This window comes from Lacunisphaera limnophila (genome assembly GCF_001746835.1).
In the GTDB taxonomy this organism is placed as follows: Bacteria; Verrucomicrobiota; Verrucomicrobiia; order Opitutales; family Opitutaceae; genus Lacunisphaera; species Lacunisphaera limnophila.
The window spans coordinates 1,639,670-1,658,253 of record NZ_CP016094.1 but is presented as its reverse complement, the minus strand read 5'-3'; the positions used below and the strand labels follow the sequence as shown (position 1 = coordinate 1,658,253).

At 62.8% G+C, this 18,584-nt stretch carries 11 protein-coding genes and 1 pseudogene; 7 read left to right on the top strand and 5 right to left on the bottom strand.

Features of this window, described 5'->3' with window-relative positions; all coding sequences use genetic code 11:
- Nucleotides 1–2: 2 nt before the first annotated feature.
- From Verru16B_RS19270 to Verru16B_RS06850, 7 genes and pseudogenes are all read left to right on the top strand, one after another.
- Nucleotides 3–866 (top strand): annotated as a pseudogene (locus tag Verru16B_RS19270) (ABC transporter transmembrane domain-containing protein); the annotation flags it as partial.
- Nucleotides 867–902: 36 nt separating this feature from the next.
- The gene (locus Verru16B_RS19265; RefSeq protein WP_425483042.1) at nucleotides 903–1,763 is read left to right on the top strand and encodes an ABC transporter ATP-binding protein; all 861 of its coding nucleotides are present in this window, start codon (nucleotides 903–905) and stop codon (nucleotides 1,761–1,763) included.
- A gap of 161 nt (nucleotides 1,764–1,924) precedes the next feature.
- The gene (locus tag Verru16B_RS06870; protein ID WP_083270166.1) at nucleotides 1,925–2,911 is read left to right on the top strand and encodes a sugar phosphate isomerase/epimerase family protein; all 987 of its coding nucleotides are present in this window, start codon (nucleotides 1,925–1,927) and stop codon (nucleotides 2,909–2,911) included.
- Nucleotides 2,912–3,034: 123 nt separating this feature from the next.
- Complete coding sequence (locus Verru16B_RS06865; RefSeq protein WP_069961584.1) at nucleotides 3,035–4,243, top strand: hypothetical protein; 1,209 nt, start codon at nucleotides 3,035–3,037, stop codon at nucleotides 4,241–4,243.
- Entirely contained in the window at nucleotides 4,240–4,911 is a 672-nt protein-coding gene (locus Verru16B_RS06860) for an SGNH/GDSL hydrolase family protein (protein ID WP_069961583.1), read from the top strand. The genes Verru16B_RS06865 and Verru16B_RS06860 overlap by 4 nt, the downstream gene beginning before the upstream one ends.
- A gap of 55 nt (nucleotides 4,912–4,966) precedes the next feature.
- On the top strand, nucleotides 4,967–6,085 hold the full coding sequence (locus tag Verru16B_RS06855) for an endo-1,4-beta-xylanase (RefSeq protein ID WP_069961582.1): 1,119 nt from the start codon (nucleotides 4,967–4,969) through the stop codon (nucleotides 6,083–6,085).
- 4 nt (nucleotides 6,086–6,089) lie between these two features.
- Complete coding sequence (locus tag Verru16B_RS06850; RefSeq protein ID WP_069961581.1) at nucleotides 6,090–7,592, top strand: DUF1961 family protein; 1,503 nt, start codon at nucleotides 6,090–6,092, stop codon at nucleotides 7,590–7,592.
- 86 nt (nucleotides 7,593–7,678) lie between these two features.
- Here the strand turns inward: Verru16B_RS06850 and Verru16B_RS06845 are convergent, their stop codons facing one another.
- The 5 genes from Verru16B_RS06845 to Verru16B_RS06825 form a co-directional block, all read right to left on the bottom strand.
- Nucleotides 7,679–9,799: a glycoside hydrolase family 3 C-terminal domain-containing protein gene (locus Verru16B_RS06845; RefSeq protein ID WP_069961580.1), complete on the bottom strand. Its 2,121-nt coding sequence runs from the start codon at nucleotides 9,797–9,799 to the stop codon at nucleotides 7,679–7,681.
- On the bottom strand, nucleotides 9,796–11,562 hold the full coding sequence (locus tag Verru16B_RS06840; RefSeq protein WP_069961579.1) for a sodium:solute symporter family protein: 1,767 nt from the start codon (nucleotides 11,560–11,562) through the stop codon (nucleotides 9,796–9,798). The genes Verru16B_RS06845 and Verru16B_RS06840 overlap by 4 nt, the downstream gene beginning before the upstream one ends.
- Before the next feature lie 688 nt (nucleotides 11,563–12,250).
- A complete protein-coding gene (locus Verru16B_RS06835) occupies nucleotides 12,251–13,132 on the bottom strand; it encodes an alpha/beta hydrolase (protein ID WP_157772295.1) in 882 nt (293 codons plus the stop codon).
- Nucleotides 13,133–13,233: 101 nt separating this feature from the next.
- Nucleotides 13,234–15,234 (bottom strand): beta-galactosidase, encoded by a 2,001-nt coding sequence (locus Verru16B_RS06830; protein WP_218918821.1) that lies wholly within the window; start codon nucleotides 15,232–15,234, stop codon nucleotides 13,234–13,236.
- A gap of 161 nt (nucleotides 15,235–15,395) precedes the next feature.
- On the bottom strand, nucleotides 15,396–18,383 hold the full coding sequence (locus Verru16B_RS06825) for a TonB-dependent siderophore receptor (protein WP_157772293.1): 2,988 nt from the start codon (nucleotides 18,381–18,383) through the stop codon (nucleotides 15,396–15,398).
- Nucleotides 18,384–18,584: the final 201 nt, after the last annotated feature.

The window sequence follows — 18,584 nt, the reverse complement described above, 5'->3', positions numbered from 1 at the left end:
TGATGAATTCTTCCGACCGTCGCGGCACGATCGTCCGCACCCTGGCCCTCTGTCGACCTTTTGCCGGCCGGCTGGGTCTCGGGGCCGCGTTGATGGTGCTGGCGACTGCCTTGGCACTGCCGACGCCCTGGTTGTTCAAGCTGCTGCTCGATGAAGCCCTGCCCCACCAAGACGTTAAGTTGCTGCTAGTGCTGGTGGGCGTATCGCTGCTCCTGCTCACCACACGTGGGCTGCTCACCCTGTTCCGGAACCGCCTGCTGCAAAAAGTCACGATGCGGCTCGTGTGCGATTTGCGTATCCGGCTCTTCGCCCACCTGCAAACCGTCTCGCTGCGCTATTACGATTCCGCCCAGACCGGCGAGACCGTCTCACGTATCTGCCAGGACACGGGCGAACTCTACAACCTGACCAATGGCATTCTGATCAACCTGATCGCGGACACGGTGATGGTGGTGGCAGTGCTGGGTTTTCTGTTTTTGATCGAGTGGCAGCTGGCGCTCGCGGCCTGTCTGGTGCTGCCCTTGTTTTTGTTCAACTACCTGCACCACCGGCAGAAGATGCAAGGGGAGAGTCGGACTCACCGCCAGCATTGGGACATCGTCGTGGGCTTCCTTCATGAGAAGGTGGCGAATCCGCGCGTGATCAAGGCGTTTGGCCGCGAGGCCGACGAAGTATCGGCCTTCGCGAGCGGCATTAATGAGGACTACTTCAACTATTCCCGCGTGGTCATGCGCAACACCCTGCTCTCCGTCGTCGCCGAAACCCTGGCCGCCGTGGGCGGAGCCATCGTGCTTGGTTACGGCGGCTGGCTGGTTTTGCAGGAGCGAATGGCGGTGGGGACGCTGGTCGCCTTCAACGCTTACCTGGCGCTCGTGTTTCCTCCCATCGTCCGCTTTGTGGACATGGCCGGGATTTTTCATCGCGCCTTCACGGGCATGGAAAATGTATTCAAACTGCTGGACCTGACCCCGGATGTCATGGATGCACCCGGGGCGCAGTCGCTGGACCAGATCAAGGGCGAGGTCCGGTTCGAGGGGGTTGACTTTAACTACGATCCCCGTTCGCGCAATGGCCGGCCCGCGACGCTCAGCGAGGTGACATTCACCGTCCCGCCCGGCCAAGCGGTAGCCATCGTGGGCCCCAGTGGATCGGGTAAATCCACGCTGGTGGGACTCCTCGCCCGGTTTTATGAGCCCACCGCCGGCCGCGTGCTGCTTGATGGCCACGATCTCCGGGACGTTTCTCTGGCCTCGCTGCGCCGGCACATCGCCCTCGTCCCGCAGGAGAGCATTCTGTTTTCCGGCACCATCGAGGACAACCTGCGCTATGGCCGCCCCGCCGCGACGCGCGAGGAGATCGTGGCGGCGGCCAAGATCGCGAACGCGCATGACTTCATTTTGCAACTGGGCGACGGCTATAGCACCGTCGTGGGCGAACGCGGTGCGCAGCTCTCGGGCGGTCAGCGCCAGCGCATCGCGATTGCCCGCGCGCTGCTGACCAATCCGCGTATTTTGATCTTCGACGAGGCCACCAGTGCCCTCGATGCGGCATCCGAACAGCTCATTCAGGCGTCCATGCGGGAGATCGCCCGGGGGCGCACCGTTTTCAGCATCGCCCACCGCCTGGCCACGGTGCGGCATGCGGATCAGATTCTCGTGCTCGACGCTGGCCGGCTGGTCGAGCAGGGGAGCCATGAGGAGTTGCAGCAACGCGGCGGCCTATATGCCCATCTTCACGCCCTCCAGTTCCGGGATCACGCCTGACCCATGATGCCACTCTTCCGGGTAATCGGTAACAGTGCGCGTGGCCTCGCGCAGGCCCGGAGCCGGCCGTTACCTTTCCGGGCGCCAGCCGGGCCACCCCAGTCTTCCCTCGGCTTTGGTTTGGGCGACAGAGCCGGAGCTTCACTTCGAAAACGATCTTCATGAACACCTCGTCCACGCGGCGCACGTTTCTCACGCAAGCCGCACTCCTGCCCCTGTTTGTTGCCGGCGGCGTATCGCCCGCCTTTGCGGCCTTCACCCGGCCCCGCCGGGTCGGCGGCTCGCACCTGCGCACCTCGCTCAATGCCTTTTCGTTCCTCGAACTGCTGAACGCCAACGCAAAGGACCCGACCCAGGGCATCGATCTTTTCGGCGTCTGTGATTTCTGTGCCAAAACCGGCTTCGATGCCGTAGACCTCACCGGCTATTTCTTTCCGGGCTATCCCCTGGCGCCGGAGGACAGCTACCTATATCGGCTCAAACGGCATGCCTTCAATCTGGGCCTGGGGATCAGTGGCACCGGCGTGCGCAATGATTTCGTCGCCGCCGATCCGGCCATCCGCGCCGAGGGGGTGGCCCGCCTCAAGACCTGGATCGAAGTTGCCGCGAAACTGGGCGCCCCCACAGTACGCGCCTTCGCCGATTCCCAGTCGCCCTTCAAAAACTGGCAACAGGCGGCTCAGAACGCCCCGCGGGAGACGGTCGAAAACTGGCTGGCCGATGCGTTGCGCGAATGCGCCGAGCACGCCAAAAAATATGGCGTAATCATCGCCGTGCAGAATCACGGGGATTTCATCAACACCGGCGCGCAGCACCTCAGCCTGCTGCAGCGCGTGGACCACGAAGCCTGCGCCGCGCTCGTCGACACCGGCAAATATCTGACCGCTGATCCCTATGCCGATATCGCCCTGGTTGCCCCCTACGCGGTCAACTGGCAGATCAAGGAGACGACCGGCAGCGCGACCCATACACCCAAGACCGACATGACCAAACTCGTCGGCATCATCCGCCGGTCCGGCTACCGCGGTTATGTGCCGATCGAGACGCTGGCCATGGGGCGTCCGGGCTACGACCCCTCCATCGAGACGACCAAAATGCTGGCAGAACTCCGCGCGGGGCTCGCTGCCACCGAATCCATCACACCATGAACCCGCTCAACCCAGCCGCGCTGCTTTGCCTCACGGGCCCGCGGGCTTCCGCCGCAACCCGGGCGCCACACCGTTTGTCCGCATCACGGGCACAAAGCCCGGCAACCTTGGGACGGAGTTAGCATGACGTCCCCTGCTTTTTCGCCCCAATCCCGCCGGGAATTCCTGCGCACCTTGCCGGCCCTGGCCCTGGCCGCCCGCCTGGCCGCGGCGGAACAGCCGGAAGCCGGGCGGGATACCAGCGCCAGCCCTTCGCGCCACCCCGAGCGGCGCGAGCAGTATCGCGATATGATCGGCACGACCTTGGTGCACGGGCAGTATTTCCTGACCACAAAACCCAACCTGATCGAAGGGGCGGAGAAGATGCTCGAACTGGGGACGCGGGTGGGGAAGTTCTGGTTCGAGCCCGGGCGCGCCGCGCGTGACAATGCCTGGAACAGCGACTGGCCGGCGATGAAGACGCTGCGGGACCTCGCGGCCAGTCCCTATTGGCAAACCGTGTTCCGGCTGCCGTTCACGACCTTGATGCTGAACGCCCACAGCCCCGGCGAACGCGGCTGGAATGCGGAGCAACCTCCGGAGTTCTATGCGCACATCACCGCCGAGTGGGAGGAACTGGTCCACTATCTCTATGCGACGCACGGCGACCGGCCCCTGACGATCATCCTGCAGAACTGGGAAGGAGACTGGCAGCTGCGTGGGACCGGCGTGCTCTGGGACACACCACCGCCCGATTGGCAGGTCCGCTGCACGCGTTACGCGCGCCGGCTCGCCGCCCGCCAAGAGGGCGTGAACCGGGCGCGCGCCGCGGCCCCGGCCGGCTCTGTGCTGCGGGTGGTGCATGCGGTCGAGGTCAACCGGGTCGCTGACGCCTGGAAAGGCATTCCGACCTTGACGGAGCACGTCCTGCCGCTCGTCGAGGTCGACCTGGTTTCCTACAGCTGCTACGATGCCATGCAGGATGGCCCCACGCTGGTCCGCGCGATCGAGACCATCCGGCGCTTTGCGCGCACGGGTGCGCTTTTCGGCCCCGGGGCGGTCTATCTCGGGGAAATCGGCATCCCGGAGAACGTTCACCCGGAGAGAATCACCGAGCGCTGGGACGAATTGCTCGGCGCGGCGCTGGCGGCGCGGGTGCTCTATATTTCGCAGTGGCAGCTCTACTGCAACGAACCTGACCCGCGCACCGCCCCGCACCCGGCGCCGCCCATCACCGACCCGCAGCACCTGCGCGGCTTCTGGCTGATCCGGCCCGATGGCTCCCTCAGTGAATCCGGCCGCTATTTCCAGTCCCTCTGGCAGCCCCAAAATAAGCCTTCTCTCCCGCCATGACCGTTGTCTCGGCTCCGAAACGACCCAGTCCAATGCCCCGCGGCGCCGTGCTGCTGTTCCAAGGCGATTCCATCACCGACTGCCTGCGCGACCGCACGCGTCCCGGCCCCAACGATCCGGCGGCCCTCGGGGCCGGCTATGTCGGGCGCCTGGCCGGGGATCTGCTGGCGGAAAATCCCGGCGCCGGCTGGCGGTTTCTCAATCGGGGCATCAGCGGCGACCGCAGCAGCGACCTGCAGGCGCGCTGGGCCCCGGACGCCCTGGCGCTCCAGCCGGACCTGGTCAGCATTTTGGTCGGGGTGAACGATACCTGGCATCAGCATCTGAATGGCAACGGCATCCCGGTGGTCCGGTATGCCGAACATTACCGCCGGATTCTAGTGGAGACCCGCCACGTCCGCCCCGGAGTTCGGTTGGTGCTCGGGGAACCGTTCGCGCTGCCCGGCGGTGAATTCAAGGACGCCTGGCTAGCTGAGCTGCACGAGCGGGCCGGAGTGGTGCGGCAACTGGCGCAGGAATTTGGCGCCGCCTTTGTGCCTTACCAGGCAATGTTTGAGGTGGCCCGGCAGCGCTATTCCGCGGCCGAGCTGGCCGCCGATGGTGTGCATCCCTCGCCCTTGGGCCACCAGCTCATGGCCCAAGCCTGGCGCGAAGCCGCCGCCCTCTGAAACTTGCTCGCTGAACCGACAACCTCTGCGTGCCCGCAGCCTAACCTCAACCAACATGAATCCTGATCATCGATCATTCCCGACCTGTCTCCTCGTCCTGGCCCTGGCCCTACCGGGTTTCGCCGCCGAACCGGTCACCCTTAAGGACGCGTTCCGGGCGGATTTTGCCGTCGGGGTCGCGCTGGGCAGCATGAGCAGTTTCAACGAGGCGGAACGGGCCCTCATTCACCGGGAGTTCAGCGTCATCACCTCGGAAAACAACCTCAAGCCTGCCCGGGTCCAGCCGCAGGAAGGGGTGTTCACGTTTGATGAGGGGGACGCGCTGGTCGCGTTCGCCCAGCAGCACAATCTGCCGGTCATCGGCCATACTTTGGCGTGGCACCAGAGCACTCCCGACTGGTTCTTTCTCGACGGCGACAAGCCGGCCGCACGCGAGTTGCTGCTCAAGCGCCTGCGCGCGCACATCCACGCAGTCGTCGGACATTTCAAGGGCCGGATCAAGGGCTGGGACGTGGTCAACGAGGGCCTTTCGGACAAGCCGGAGGAATATCTTCGCCCCAACAAGTGGCAGCAGCTGGTGGGCGACGACTACATCGCGAAAGCCTTTGAGTTTGCCCATGAGGCCGATCCCGACGCCGAGCTCTATTTCAACGACTACGGCAACGAGTATCCCCACAAGCGCGAGAAAACCCTCCGCCTGATCAGGGACCTCCAGGCCCGCGGCCTCCGGGTGGACGGCATCGGGATGCAGCTGCATCTGCAGCTCGATCGCATTCCCTACGACGACATTGACCGGTCGCTCACCGCGTTCCGTGCGCTCGGGGTCAAGGTCATGATCACCGAGTTGGATCTCGACCTGGTGGAGCGCAGTGTGTGGGGTGCCGACACCGCCCAAAAAGAGGAACCGACCACGACCAATCTCGGCTGGTCGGTGGCCCCGCCGGAGTTGCTTCAGCGGCAGGCCGAACAATATGCGCGGCTGTTCGCCCTGCTGCGCAAGCATCATGACCTCGTGGACCGGGTGACGTTTTGGAATCTGCACGACGGCAAATCCTGGCTGAACAACTGGCCGGTCAAGGGCCGGACCAATCATCCGCTGCTCTTTGATCGCAACCTGCAGCCCAAGCCGGCCTTTAACGCGGTCTTGTCCGTCGCATCCGAACCCCGGTCCTGATCCCATGCTCATCCGCGATTCGCGATTGATGGTTGCCGCCGCTCTTCTCCTGACCGCGGTCGCTCCGGGCGCGGAGCGGATAGCGGTGCCGCTGGCCGGCGACTTCTTGTCCACCCCCGCGAATCGCCCGGCGGTGGTGGCCGGGCCCTATCGGTTTGTGGATATCGCCGGCCGGCGCGGGTATCAGCCGCTGAGCCTGTCCACTTCACTGCAGATTCCGTGTGCGGTGCAGCAGGGCGAGCGCGGGTCGTTTACCTTATGGGTATCGCCCCTGGAGACCTTGACCGTCTCGCCGCCCTTGGAGCATGTCGCGCGCAAGGATCCGCACTGGCAGCGCTATGCCCTGTTGTCGGATGGCCTGCCCGGCAACGATCCGGCCAAGTCAGTCTTTGCCTGGTATTGGCAGAGTCAGTGGCACCCGCAGATGATCGCCAAGTTCAAGCAGGGCGCGGCGGGCAACACGGCCGCTGACTTCGGCGTGACGCCGTATGTGCCGGTCGAGCATCTGCCGCTGCGCCGGGGCACGTGGTATCAGCTGGTGTTTACCTGGGACAAGCCCGCCAGCCGGTTTCGCGTTTATGTGAATGGCATTCTCTGCGCCACGACAAGTTATCCGTTCCACTGCGATCCCGCGGGTGACACCCTCTATCTGGGCAACACCGCGATGGCCTTCGCCGGATTCGAGGCGGAGGCCGAGGAGATTTCCGCCGCTGAAATTGCCCGGCGGTATGACGCCGACCCCACGACAAAAAGTGTCGCGGTAAATGACGAACTCCGGCGCCTGTTCACCGTGCAACCCGCGCAGCCGGCGGATTGGCAGCCTGGCCCCGGATGGAACTTCGCCTACGATCGCGCCCTGACAGGCAGCGGCGACTTCACCGGCTGGCACCAGCAGGGCTGCATGCAGGAGCCGTTCGTGCTGAAGGAACGCAAAATCACACCGGAAGGACTGCTGCTGCAGACGCCGGATGCGGTCAACACCGAGTCGCGGGTGTATTTCTGGAGTCCCGACGTTTTCGAGGGCGACCTCGCGGTGGAATTCGAGTTCCGGCCGGAGCAGACGACGGGGCTGGCCCTGCTCGTCGTTCAAGCCAGCGGCATGCAGCGCGAGGATTTTCTGGCCGATCATCTCCCGCGCACCAGCGGCTCGATGGACACCATCATTGCCGACCGCGTGCGCAACTATCACTGGGAATATTTCCGCCACGCCGTGGATGTGCGCGGCGATCTGGCCACGCAGGTCCTGGTGAAAAACCCGTGGATGAGGCCGCTGGCGATGTCCTCCCAGGCGCCGCTGGCGCTCAACGAATGGCATCGCCTGCTTTTCGTGCAGGAAGGCAATCGTCTGCGCGGCGCGATCGACGGGGTTTGGGTGTTCGATATGATGGACGATCCGGACACCCACAGCGGCCCGGTGCTCGACCGGGGGCGGGTGGCCCTGCGCCTCATGTATGGAACCAAGATGCGTTTCCGGAACCTGAAGATCTGGAATCGGCCGGGCCGGTAAGAAGCCAGATATTGATCGCCGCTAATTGACCCGCTCGCCGAGGAACAGTGAAGGGGCAAGTCGTCAGTCGGGCAGCCTGCAGGCGGTCAGGTCACATCTACATGTTTACGCAGCGGGGCGGGCACGCCCAATTCCCGGGCACGGTCCACGGGTGCGGCGAAAGCGGCGATGATTTGCCAATCACCCGGGGTATGCCGCGGCCTTCCGTCTTCGCCATGCACGCTCCAGGTGGCTGCGGGCAGTCGGCCGGCCACGCGCGTGACGGTGCCCGGCGCCAGTTCCAGCGTGGCGAAATCAACCAGCTTCACGTCGGGTCCGCCGCCGCCGGGTGGAGGCGATACATAAAACTGGATCACGGTGCGGCCGAGGCGGGTGCCGGTGTTGCGGATGAGCACACTGGCTTCAATCGGCTCAGCGGATCCGACCGCCGCGGGCTGGCATAGGAGGTCGGCCAGTGCCCAGGTCGTGTAACCCAAGCCATAGCCGAAGGGGTAGAGCGGTGGCTTGGTGGCGAAACGGTAGGTGCGGCCGGCCATCGCGTAATCTTCGAACGGCGGTAAATCCACCGTGGCGCGCGGCACAGTCACGGGCAGGCGCCCGCCGGGCTCGGCATCCCCGAACAGCACCTCCGCCACGGCATGCCCGCCTTCACAGCCGGGATACCAGACGTGCAGGATCGCGTCGCACCACTCGTGGGCCTCGGGACAGGCGATGGCGCCGCCGCCCGTGAGGATGAGCACGACGGGCTTCTGGTTGGCCCGCAATTTCGCGAGGAAGAGCCGCTGGCTCTCGCTGAGCTCGATCGCCGGGCGATCACCGGCGGCGCGTGAGGCAAAAGCATCGCCTTCTTCGCCTTCGTAGACCGGCAAGGTGCCGAGCACGGCGATGGTTACATCCGCGCAGGAACACTCATAGATGGCTGCGGGTGACGGCGGGGTGCTGGCATCGTCGGGCAGGCAGCCCGGGCTGTAGCCGACCCGGCAGCCTTCGGGAGCCCGTGCGGTGAGACCCTCGACCAAGGTGACGAGTTGGGGGTTGAGGCCGAAATAATTGCCGAGCAGGGCATCCACGCTGGCCGCGCCCGGACCGACCACCATCAGGTTGCGGACCGAGGAAGCGAGGGGAAGCAGGCCGTTGTTCTTGAGCAGGACGATGGAGTTCACCGCCGCCCGACGGGCGACGGTGCGATGAGCCGCGGAATTCACCACCGCGAGGGGCGTGGTCGCGCCGGGAACGCGCTCCGGCGGATCAAACAAACCCAGGCGAAATTTCGTGCGCAGCAAGCGCCGGAGCGAGCGGTCGATCTCGGCTTCGGTCACGAGCTGACGACGCAGCGCCTCGGCGAGGTCATGGTAGGTGCAGCCGCAATTGAGATCGCACCCATGGTGCAGGGCGAGCGCGGCGGACTCCACCGGCCCGGGGGTGACTTGGTGGCCGCGATGGAAGTCATCCACGGCGCCACAGTCGGAGACAAAGTGGCCGGTAAAGCCCCACTCCTCGCGCAGGATGCGTTGCAGGTTCGCGCTGGCGCAGCAGGGCTCGCCGTTGGTCCGATTATAGGCGCCCATCACGGCCTCGACCCCCGCCCGGACCAGTCGCTCGAAATGGGGCAGGTAGGACTCTCGCAGATCACGGTCGCTGACCCGGGCGTTGAAACCGTGGCGCTGGGATTCCGGGCCGCTGTGGACGGCCAAATGCTTGGCGCAGGCCGCAGTTTTCAAGTAATGGGGGTGGTCGCCTTGGAGGCCTTGGACGAAAGCCGCGCCGAGTTCGCCGGTGAGCACCGGGTCCTCGCCAAACGTTTCCTGGCCGCGGCCCCAACGCGGGTCGCGGTAGAGGTTGATGTTCGGCGCCCAGAAGGTCAGGCCCTGATACTGTTGGGTCGCGCCGTCCTGCGCCCGAGCGGCCGCGTGGTGCTTGGCCCTCGCTTCCGTGGCGATGGTGTCAGCGATGCGGCGGACCAACTCGCGATCAAACGTGGCCCCGAGGGCAATGGCCTGGGGGAAGACGGTGGCGCGGCCGTTGCGCCCAACGCCGTGGCAGCCCTCGTTCCACCAGTTATAGGCGGGCAAGCCCAGGCGCGGCACCGCGGGATTGTCGTGCATCAACTGCCCGATTTTCTCCGCCAGCGAGAGCCGGGCGAGCAGGTCCTCGATCCGCTCGGCCAGCGGCAGGTCGGCGTTGCGAAAAGGAAGGGGCGCGGTCAAGGGGTCCGGGCATCCGTGAAGAGTTTGTCGCGTTGGAACCAGCGATAAACCGCCACAGCTCCCCCCAAGGCGACGGTGAACGCCAGGGCGGACAGACCGGGGCGCAGGAGCACCGCAAAGCCGATGCCGACCGTGGTGCCGAGGCACAGGGCCATGCCGCCGACAACATCGAGCGCCGTCCGCCGGGTTAGGACGGGCGGGGGCAACTGGCTCAGATTCTCGCCTTTTTCCACCGGGGCCCACCAGCCGCCGGGCCGGACCTTCCGGTTGAAGGTACGAAGCTTTTCCATGGCGACCGGGCGGGTCGCGTAGGTGGCGGCCGCGCTGGCCGTGAGAGCGACCACGGTGAACAACAAGAGCTTCAGTTCGAATCGCCAGTCTGCCCACGCGAGGCCGAACACGGGCAGGCGGGGGGCCATGAGCTGGAGCCCAATATTGAACAGGGCGCAGGCCAGCCCGGAGCCCATGGCCGTGAGTTCGGTCCAGGCGTTCATCCGCCACCAAAACCAGCGGAAGACGCCGATGATGCCACCGCCCGCCATGAGCAGCGCGAGAAATTCCCACGCCTCGGTCACGGAGGTGAGCAGCGGAGTGAGCCCGATGCCCGCGATGGCAAGCACCACGGTCATCACCCGGGAAACCAAAACGCGCTCGCGCTCCGGGGCCTGCGGGCGGAAAAACCGGCAATAACCATCCTGCATCAGGTAGGAGGCCCCCCAGTTGAGCTGGGTGGTGATGGTGGACATGAAGGCCCCGAGAAATGCGGTGATCAGCAGGCCGCGCAGGCCGATCCCGAGATAATGGTTCATGACCAGCGGATAGGCCGAGGTGTCATTGAGCGGCGGGGTCAGGACCGGGAACAGCGCAATCGAGACCAGCGCCACGACGGCCCACATCCACGGGCGGATCGCCTGCCAGAGGGCGAAAAACATCATGGCCTTCGCGGCGTCCCGCTCGTTGCGGCAGGCGCTCATGCGTTGCGTGACATAGGCCCCGGAGTCGGTCCACCACAGTCCGATCAGGATCAGGAAACAGGCGAGATCGAGATTGCCATGGGTGAAGTCCGGAAAGAGGGCCAAGGTTCGCTCGCCATGTGCGGGCGAGGCGCGGACGGCGTCCAGCACGGCCGCCATGCCGCCAAACTGCCACACGGCCATCACGGCCAGCAGCAGCATGGCGCCGACGGCGATCACGAATTGGAACACATCGGTCAGCACGGCGCTGAAAAAGCCGCCGAACATCGTGTAAATCAGGGTTACGCCCATCGCGAGACCGACGGCGGTCCATTTGTCCACGGGCATCATGACCGTGATGATGCTGGCCATGCCGAGGGTTACCCAGGCCATGGTGATGAGATTGCCCACCACGCCGCTCATGAAGGCGCGAACTCCGCGGAGAACCGCCGCGGGCCGGCCGTCGTAGCGCAACTCGCAAAACTCCGCATCGGTCATCGCTTCCAACCGGCGCCAAAGCCGGGAAAAAAGGTAAACCGCCACAGTCAGGGCCAGCACCCCGGCAAACAGCCACCACAGCCGTTGCAAGCCGCGGCCGCGCACCATTTCGGTAACCACCAAGGGCGTGTCCGAGGCAAAGCTCGTGGCGGCTAGCGAGATGCCGTTGACCCACCAGGGCATCGAGCGGCCGCCGAGAAAGTAGTTCTCAGTGCTGCGCCCGGCCCGCCGGGTCATGGCTATGCCGATGCCCAAGGAGAGGGCCAGGTATGAACCAATGATCGTATAATCGATCCAATGCAGGGTAGGCATCGTGGGAGGGGCGTGGGGATCCCTGAGGCACAACTATGATGTGCCGAGCCACAACCTTTATTTGCCAGAAGGCACCAGTAGCATGACTTGGCGATCCGACTACACATGTACGCTTCCGTGGGGAAATCAGGGATTAATTCTATCTCAGCCAGGTAAACGAACTGATTGATATCAGCTTTATCTCGGTAACGGCGCTTTCTGAGTAGGCATAAATCGCGATTCCACGGGCACCGGGCGGTTCCCAGAATAACTCACACCTTTAACCGCCTAAGCAGTTCCCTATATTCAATTCGGTTTCTGAGCTTTCCCTCGAGAAGAAGAATACCATGGCCAATCATATTGGCGCGCGTGTTAATGATGGCCAATCTTAAGGGTTCTACGGATGGGTGAAACCCCGATCAAGGATGTCGCATTGGCCAATCATTACGGTTTTTCGCAGCCAAACTTATTGTCCAAATACAGGCTACTAACGGCCTATCGCGGCCACCAGCGTGGAGATTTGGTTGCGTTTCGATTTCCCGGGAGCGGAAAAAATTGGCACGCCAGCCGTTCCGCCGACTTCTCAGCCATACTTGTTAAGATATTTGTCCTTGGTCGGACACCACTCTTGCTCCGCCAAGGATAGACAGCTGCAGACCACCCATCCACATCTATTCAGGGTGGCTGTATTTAGTCCGGCCCGTGGCCTTTACGGGCCATCGCTCTTCACCTGAGAAGTCTGAAGCGCGAATCTGAGGCCCCGACTTAATGCCGATAGCGCGACCGATTTGTGGTTTTCATCCGAAAAACTCGTGTAGGTCACCTTGAGTTTGGCGACATTCAGCCCGGCGAGCCGGTCGGCGAGCTCGGCGGCATTGTCCACGAAGCGCCAGTCATTCGCGAGCAGCACTGGATCCGTTCCCCGGTACTGCTCATCGACGGCCGTGGTGATAAGCACGCGCAAAGTGGTCTCCAGGGCCTGTAGCTTCGCCCCGAAATTCGCCTCGTCCGCCAGGATGACCCGATTGTGGTGAAAGATGGCGGGGCTGGCCGCAATATAGGTTTGAAAGGCCTGCGGGTGACGGAAAAGCATCCGCAAGACCGCAAGACCGCCATTGGACATCCCAAAGATGGCCTGCCGGCCTGAATCAACCGGATAGCGATCCTGCACGAATGGCCTGACCTCCTCGAGCAGCATGCGGATGAAATCATCCAGTCCGCCCGTGCCCGGTTCCACTCCAGCCATGGCACCGCCCGGGGGAGGAGGCGGCACCAAGTCAAAAGTCCGGCGGCGGAGCAGCTCGTCCATCTTGTCTGTCGGATAGCCGAGGCCCACGACAATCGCCGGCTGCAGGTGATCCCCCGGGTCTGCCGGCACACTGCGGGCCGCGGCGTGAAAATACCAATAACCATCGAGCACGTAGAGCACCGGGTAACGCTTGCCCGGCTGCAACCGGGGCGGAACGGACACGTACAGCCGGTAATCCTGCCCAGTCAGCCGCGAAGTGAAGTCGAACTGCACCGCTTGTGGCAGGACTACCGGCGTCCCGACCTGATCCGCACCGAGGCGAGGCAGGCCGGGACGATGCACGGGGTGGCCGGTCGCAATCTGGGCACACTGGGAGGCGCCGAGAATCGCCGTAAAAAGGAGCGCGCCAACGCGCCTTCCGAAGACAGGCGACCGATGACTATTCATTTTTTAGGCAGCTGAATCACGCGGACATCCAGCGGCGGCACGACCAGTGATTCCGCCACTTTACGGTTCTCCAGCAGTTCCCGTCCGTGCAAACCCTGCAGGGATATCCGGGCAGATTTGTCGCCATGATTGAGCAGAAACAAATATCGCGCCGCCGCACCTTCGCGCAGGGTGATCTCCACGTTCGGCGGAGCAGGCAACACCGCCTGCACGCCCGCGGCCCGTCCCACGAGGGTGAGCAACCGGTCCAAGCCCGATACATCGAGCCGTGTCCCCAGATAAAAGGCCTGGCCGCGGCCAAACTTGTTCTGTGTGACGGCCACGCGCCCGGCGAAGTAGTCACCGGCATAGGTCGCAAGCGCCTTGGCTCCCTCAAGGTGCAGGAGGTCGCACCAATGGTCGCACCGGTAGCGCTGACCCCCAAACCGCACCTGGTTGCCCCGTCCTTCCGGGTAGGGGACCCATTCCTCGACCCACAGTCCAAGGGTCTTGCTGAGCAGGGCCGGGTAGCCGCCGGTCACGACTTGCTCTCTCTCGTTAACGATGCCCGAGAAATAGGTGGCGAGCAAAGTGCCTCCGCCGGCCACATGCTTTTCCACATTGGCGGCGTCACTGGCCGACAGCAGGTAAAGCGCGGGCGCCAGCACCAGATTATAGCAACCCAGGTCGCTGCCGGGGTGGACGAAATCCACGCCAATGTTCCGCTGGTAGAACCACCGGTGCAGCTGGTTGGTCCAACCGGCATAGTCAATCCGGCCGGGTTTGGATTCCAGCTCCACCGCCCACCACGCATGCCAGTCAAAGGCGATCGCGACGCGGTTCCGGACCAACGATCCTGTGACGCCTTGTAGTTTCTTCAATTCGGCTCCGAGTGACCGCACCTCGGCGAAGACCCGGCTTTTGGCAATCGCCACATGCGGCACCATGCCGCTGTGGAATTTTTCCGCGCCGGCCTTGGATTGCCGCCACTGGAAAAACAGGACGCCATCGCCACCCCGCGCGACTGATTGCAGACTGTGCAGGCGCATCAGGCCCGGGCGCTTCGGCAGGTTGACCTGCCGCCAATTAACATAGGAGGTCGCCTGCTCCATCAGGTAAAACGGGCGATCCGGTTTGAGTGACCGCATCAGGTCATGCCCCGCCGCCGCTGCATGGCGCGCCGCAGCCTCGTCGCCGGGATCCGGATAACTGTCCCAGGAGATGTAATCGAGCTCCGGGGACCAGGCCCGATAGTCCAGCGGCTTGAAGAAGCCCATGAAGTTGGTCGTAACCGGAATGTCCGGCGTAGCTCTGCGCAGGATCCCCAATTCCATCCGATACAGCGCAAGAAATGCGTCGCTGGTGAATCGCTTGAAATCCAGGCATTGGGTGGGGTTGCTGTGATAAGGAGCTCGCCTGGGAGTGAGCACCTCTTCCCACCGGCCGTATTGCTGGCTCCAGAAGGCGGTACCCCAGGCCTCGTTCAACTCATCGAGCGTGGAGTATTTTGCCCGCAACCAATCCCGGAAGGCCAGGGTGCTATCCGGACCATGGCAGCCCTCCGGCACATGACAGCCATACTCATTGTTGATGTGCCAGGTGACCAGCGCAGGATGCTTGCGATACCGGCGCGCCATCCGTGTCACCAATCTTTGGGCAAACTTGCGATAGATCCTGCTGCTGGGGGAGTAATGCTGCCGGGCCCCCGCCTGCAGTTGCACGCCGTCAGCCAGGATCGGCAGGATTTCTGGATACTGGATCGAAAGCCAAGGCGGCGGCGACGCTGTGGCGGTCGCAAGGCAAACCCCGATCCCATTGCTATGCAGAAGGTCCAACACCCGGTCGAGCCAGCCGAAATCAAACCGCCGCTCGCTCGGTTGCAACTTGGCCCAGCTGAACACGCCCACGGTCACCAGATTCACTCCGGCCTCGCGCATGAGCTGGACATCCTCCTGCCAGACCGCCTCGGCCCACTGTTCCGGATTATAGTCCCCGCCATAGGCGATGTGCTTGGGCAAGGGCCGGGAATTCAAAGGATGATGTACCATCGGGAAGGACGTCATGCCGGTTTCGGCATAGGAACAAGGGTGATCGATTGGTGGGTGCTTTGGGAGAAAACAAACCCTCTCGGTCTTACCGAGAGGGTTGTTCGCCAGACCTCTGGTCCACACCCGTGGCGTCAGAATTTCAGCTTGGTAGTGAAGTAGAAGCTACGCGGCTGAATAATGCGGAATACCGCCCTCGTGCCATCAGAATTGGCTCCGATGGCGCGGAAGCCGCCGCTTTCCTGCAGGTCGTAGACGTAGAGGTTGAACGACACATCATATTTTTCCCGCCACTTGGTGGAATATCCGATCCACGCATCAACGCCCACATAGCTGTCCTCGGTGTAGGGATTGGCCGTGTCCAGTCCTGTAACGGCGCCGGATGCGTTCGTGAAGGCGGGATTCCCGATGACGGCCTTGTCCACGTAGCGCAGGCCACCGCCGATATCCCAGCCCTTCAGCTTGCCCTCAGTGAAGCTGTAGTTGGTGAGACCACTGGCGTGCCATTCCGCGATCTGCTGCGAGGGCTTGCCGTCGCTGGCTTGATAGGCGATGACGCCCGGCAGCACCCACTGGTTGTAGTGTTGCTCGCCAGTTTGGGCGGCACCCCAGATGCCGGCCCCGACGACGCCGGTCCAAAGCCCCTGAGCCTTATAGTATTCAATGCGCTTGTTGATGAACTCGGTCAGCGGAACCGCCACGCCGGATTGCTTGGCATCCTGCTTGGAGATGCTGCCCATGATGCGCCAGTTCTTGGTCACGTTGTAGGTTGCCTCCAATTCCAAGCCCTTGGAAATGCTGTTGGCCGTGTAGCCATTGGTTAGGCGGGGATCGCCATAGATCAATCCCGCCTGGATGCCCTGCTGGTACGGTTTGCCGGCTTGGGTGGCCAAGGCCTTCATGACATCGGTGTCAAACCACGGCATCGACCACCAACCCGCGAAGGAGGCGTCACTGCCAGCCGGGCCGTCCTTGGACTCCAGCTCATAAATGTTGAGTTTAAGGTTCAGCTTGTCGTCGAACAGGTTGAAGGAAGCACCGTAATCGGTACCTTCGCCGGTGGGCGAAGGCGTGGGATTACCCAACAGGTCGATCGAGCCGGCGTTGGGCACGAAATTATCCGACTTGTTGTAGTGGAAGCTCAGCCACTTGGTGGCATGGTAGACCACACCCAGGGAGCGGGTCGTGCCGCTGAGTTCCGTCAAGGCCGGGAAAGCAGCCGAAGCACTGACCGGTGTACCCTGACTGGTCAGGGTGGCCGAGCCATTCTTGTCCTTGCGGTAGCCAAAGAGACCCACGATGCGGTCGTCCCACAGCCAAGTTTGCAACACCACGGCTGAAGTATCCAGTTTGTCCAGGCGCTTGTTGTTGGCACCCTGAACATAGCTGCTGGTCAGCGTGTCGGATTTCCAGCTGCTGGTGGCCGAGTCGAAGTAGGCGTGCGGCACGCTCGAAACCAGACCATGATAGATGGGGACCGTAGTCGCCGGCTTGTCAAAGGAGCCACCGAGGTAGTGCCTGGCATTGAGCTGGGTCATCGCGGCACCCGAACTGAACGTGGCGTTGGTCGTGTAGCCAAAGGAATTGAAATTGGTTTCCCGGCTCTCGGCAAAGCCCGTCAGACGCCACCGCCCAAGCCACTTGCTGTGCTTGTTGAGATCCAGGTCATAGGTCAGCGTGCCGCGCATGACTTCGTTTTTGTTGTCCGAGGTGTTCTTGTTGTCCAAGCCGCGCTGATCCATGTAGAGCTGGCCGAAGAACGGATTCGGAGCACCCCACGGGGTCGTCGTATTGACGTCGATATTGAGAATCGTGTACTGCGGGCGGTAGAGCACGATACGCTCCTGCTCAATATCTTCCCGCGTGTATCCTACATTCGCATTCAGATTGGGGAGGATTTCCTGGTCGATGGAGAACGTGTAGGTCTTGTAGGTGATGTCCGCAAACTGGGCGTTGGTGTTGAGGTTCTCCAAGTCGAGGTAGCGGTTGTGGTTCAGGCGCAGCGGGGTCCAAATTTTGACCCCCGTGAGATTTTTCTGGGCATAGGTCCGGCTGTTCGGGGCGTTCATCGGTTGGGCCCCGACCAGCACGCCCGCCGTATTGTAGATCAGCGTCTGCCCAGCGCCATCAAAAGCGGGAAAACTGTACGCGGGCGTCGCCGGAGGAGAGGCCGTCGGCTTACCTTCGCTCACCCATTGCGTGACCCCATCCTCCGGAGTGAGTGTGTTTGGCAGATTGCGGTCGATGGCAACCTGTTCGTAGGAAGCCCGCACACTGGTCTTCTGCCAGGGCTTGAAAGTGGCGGCGAAATAGAGCCGCTGGTCTTTATTGAACGCCGGTTGCTGCTTGTAGCCTTTTTCACTCCAAGCACCAGCAACGCGCACAGCCAGTTTATCATCGGCCAAGACCAGATTGCTGTTCAAGGTGGCGCGCTGGTCACCCCAGCTGCCGAAGCGATAGCTCACTTCCGTGGAGTTCCGACCTAGGCCCGCCTGTTGCGGCGAATAGTTGATGATACCGGCCGGTGAACCCAGGCCCGCGAGGATTGAATTCGGTCCGCGGCTCAATGTGACCTGATCCAGATTGTAGGAATCAAACCCGACACCGTTGGAAAGGCTGTAGTAATAGTCGCGGGTGATGTCCGCGGATTGGAGGCCGCGGACGCGTTGCGCAGTCGTGGGATTCTGCACGATCTCGTCTGAGGGTGCTCCCAACACGGCATTGGTCTGGGTGTAGGAACCGGTGCCTTCACCGTTCGCCAGATAGCTCATTACATCGTTGATTCCAACCGCCCCCAAGTCATCAAGAAACTCTTTGGTCAACACGGTGACCGGGGCGGCGACATCCTTCATTTGCGTGTTGATGCGGCTGCCGGCCAAGGTGCTGGTCGCCCGATAGCCCTTATCCTGACTGGCATCGACAACGAACGGGGAGAGCACCAGCACTTCCTCATCGGGTTTGGCGGATTCCAGGACCACCGGTTTGGCCGGCGTGGGACCCGACTGTTCGGCAGGATTGCTCTGATTGACTTGCTGGGCCTGCAACGAAATCAGGCCAACGCTGAGCATCAGACTTCGGCCCAACCAGCGAACAGAACGACGAGACATGGTGTTAGGATTCATGGTTTTGCGGTGGAGATCCTGCGAGTAAGCAGAACCGGTAGGGTTATTTCTTGGGGTTTCCGATCCAGGCTCGACGGATCGAGCCTGAACAGTCAACCGGGGGGGTAATGGGGTGAACTGATCGATTTCTGGGGCGAGTTGGTGACACCCTGGGGCAATGCCGGCAACGGACCCTTTGCTTTAATTGTATATCTTTTCGTC

Excerpts from the sequence above, each read along its gene's own strand:
- Verru16B_RS19265 (WP_425483042.1), top strand. The coding sequence starts at position 903 with ATGGCCGGGATTTTTCATCGCGCCTTCACGGGCATGGAAAATGTATTC.
- Verru16B_RS06870 (WP_083270166.1), top strand. The coding sequence starts at position 1,925 with ATGAACACCTCGTCCACGCGGCGCACGTTTCTCACGCAAGCCGCACTC.
- Verru16B_RS06865 (WP_069961584.1), top strand. The coding sequence starts at position 3,035 with ATGACGTCCCCTGCTTTTTCGCCCCAATCCCGCCGGGAATTCCTGCGC.
- Verru16B_RS06860 (WP_069961583.1), top strand. The coding sequence starts at position 4,240 with ATGACCGTTGTCTCGGCTCCGAAACGACCCAGTCCAATGCCCCGCGGC.
- Verru16B_RS06855 (WP_069961582.1), top strand. The coding sequence starts at position 4,967 with ATGAATCCTGATCATCGATCATTCCCGACCTGTCTCCTCGTCCTGGCC.
- Verru16B_RS06850 (WP_069961581.1), top strand. The coding sequence starts at position 6,090 with ATGCTCATCCGCGATTCGCGATTGATGGTTGCCGCCGCTCTTCTCCTG.
- Verru16B_RS06840 (WP_069961579.1), bottom strand. The coding sequence starts at position 11,562 with ATGCCTACCCTGCATTGGATCGATTATACGATCATTGGTTCATACCTG.
- Verru16B_RS06825 (WP_157772293.1), bottom strand. The coding sequence starts at position 18,383 with ATGAATCCTAACACCATGTCTCGTCGTTCTGTTCGCTGGTTGGGCCGA.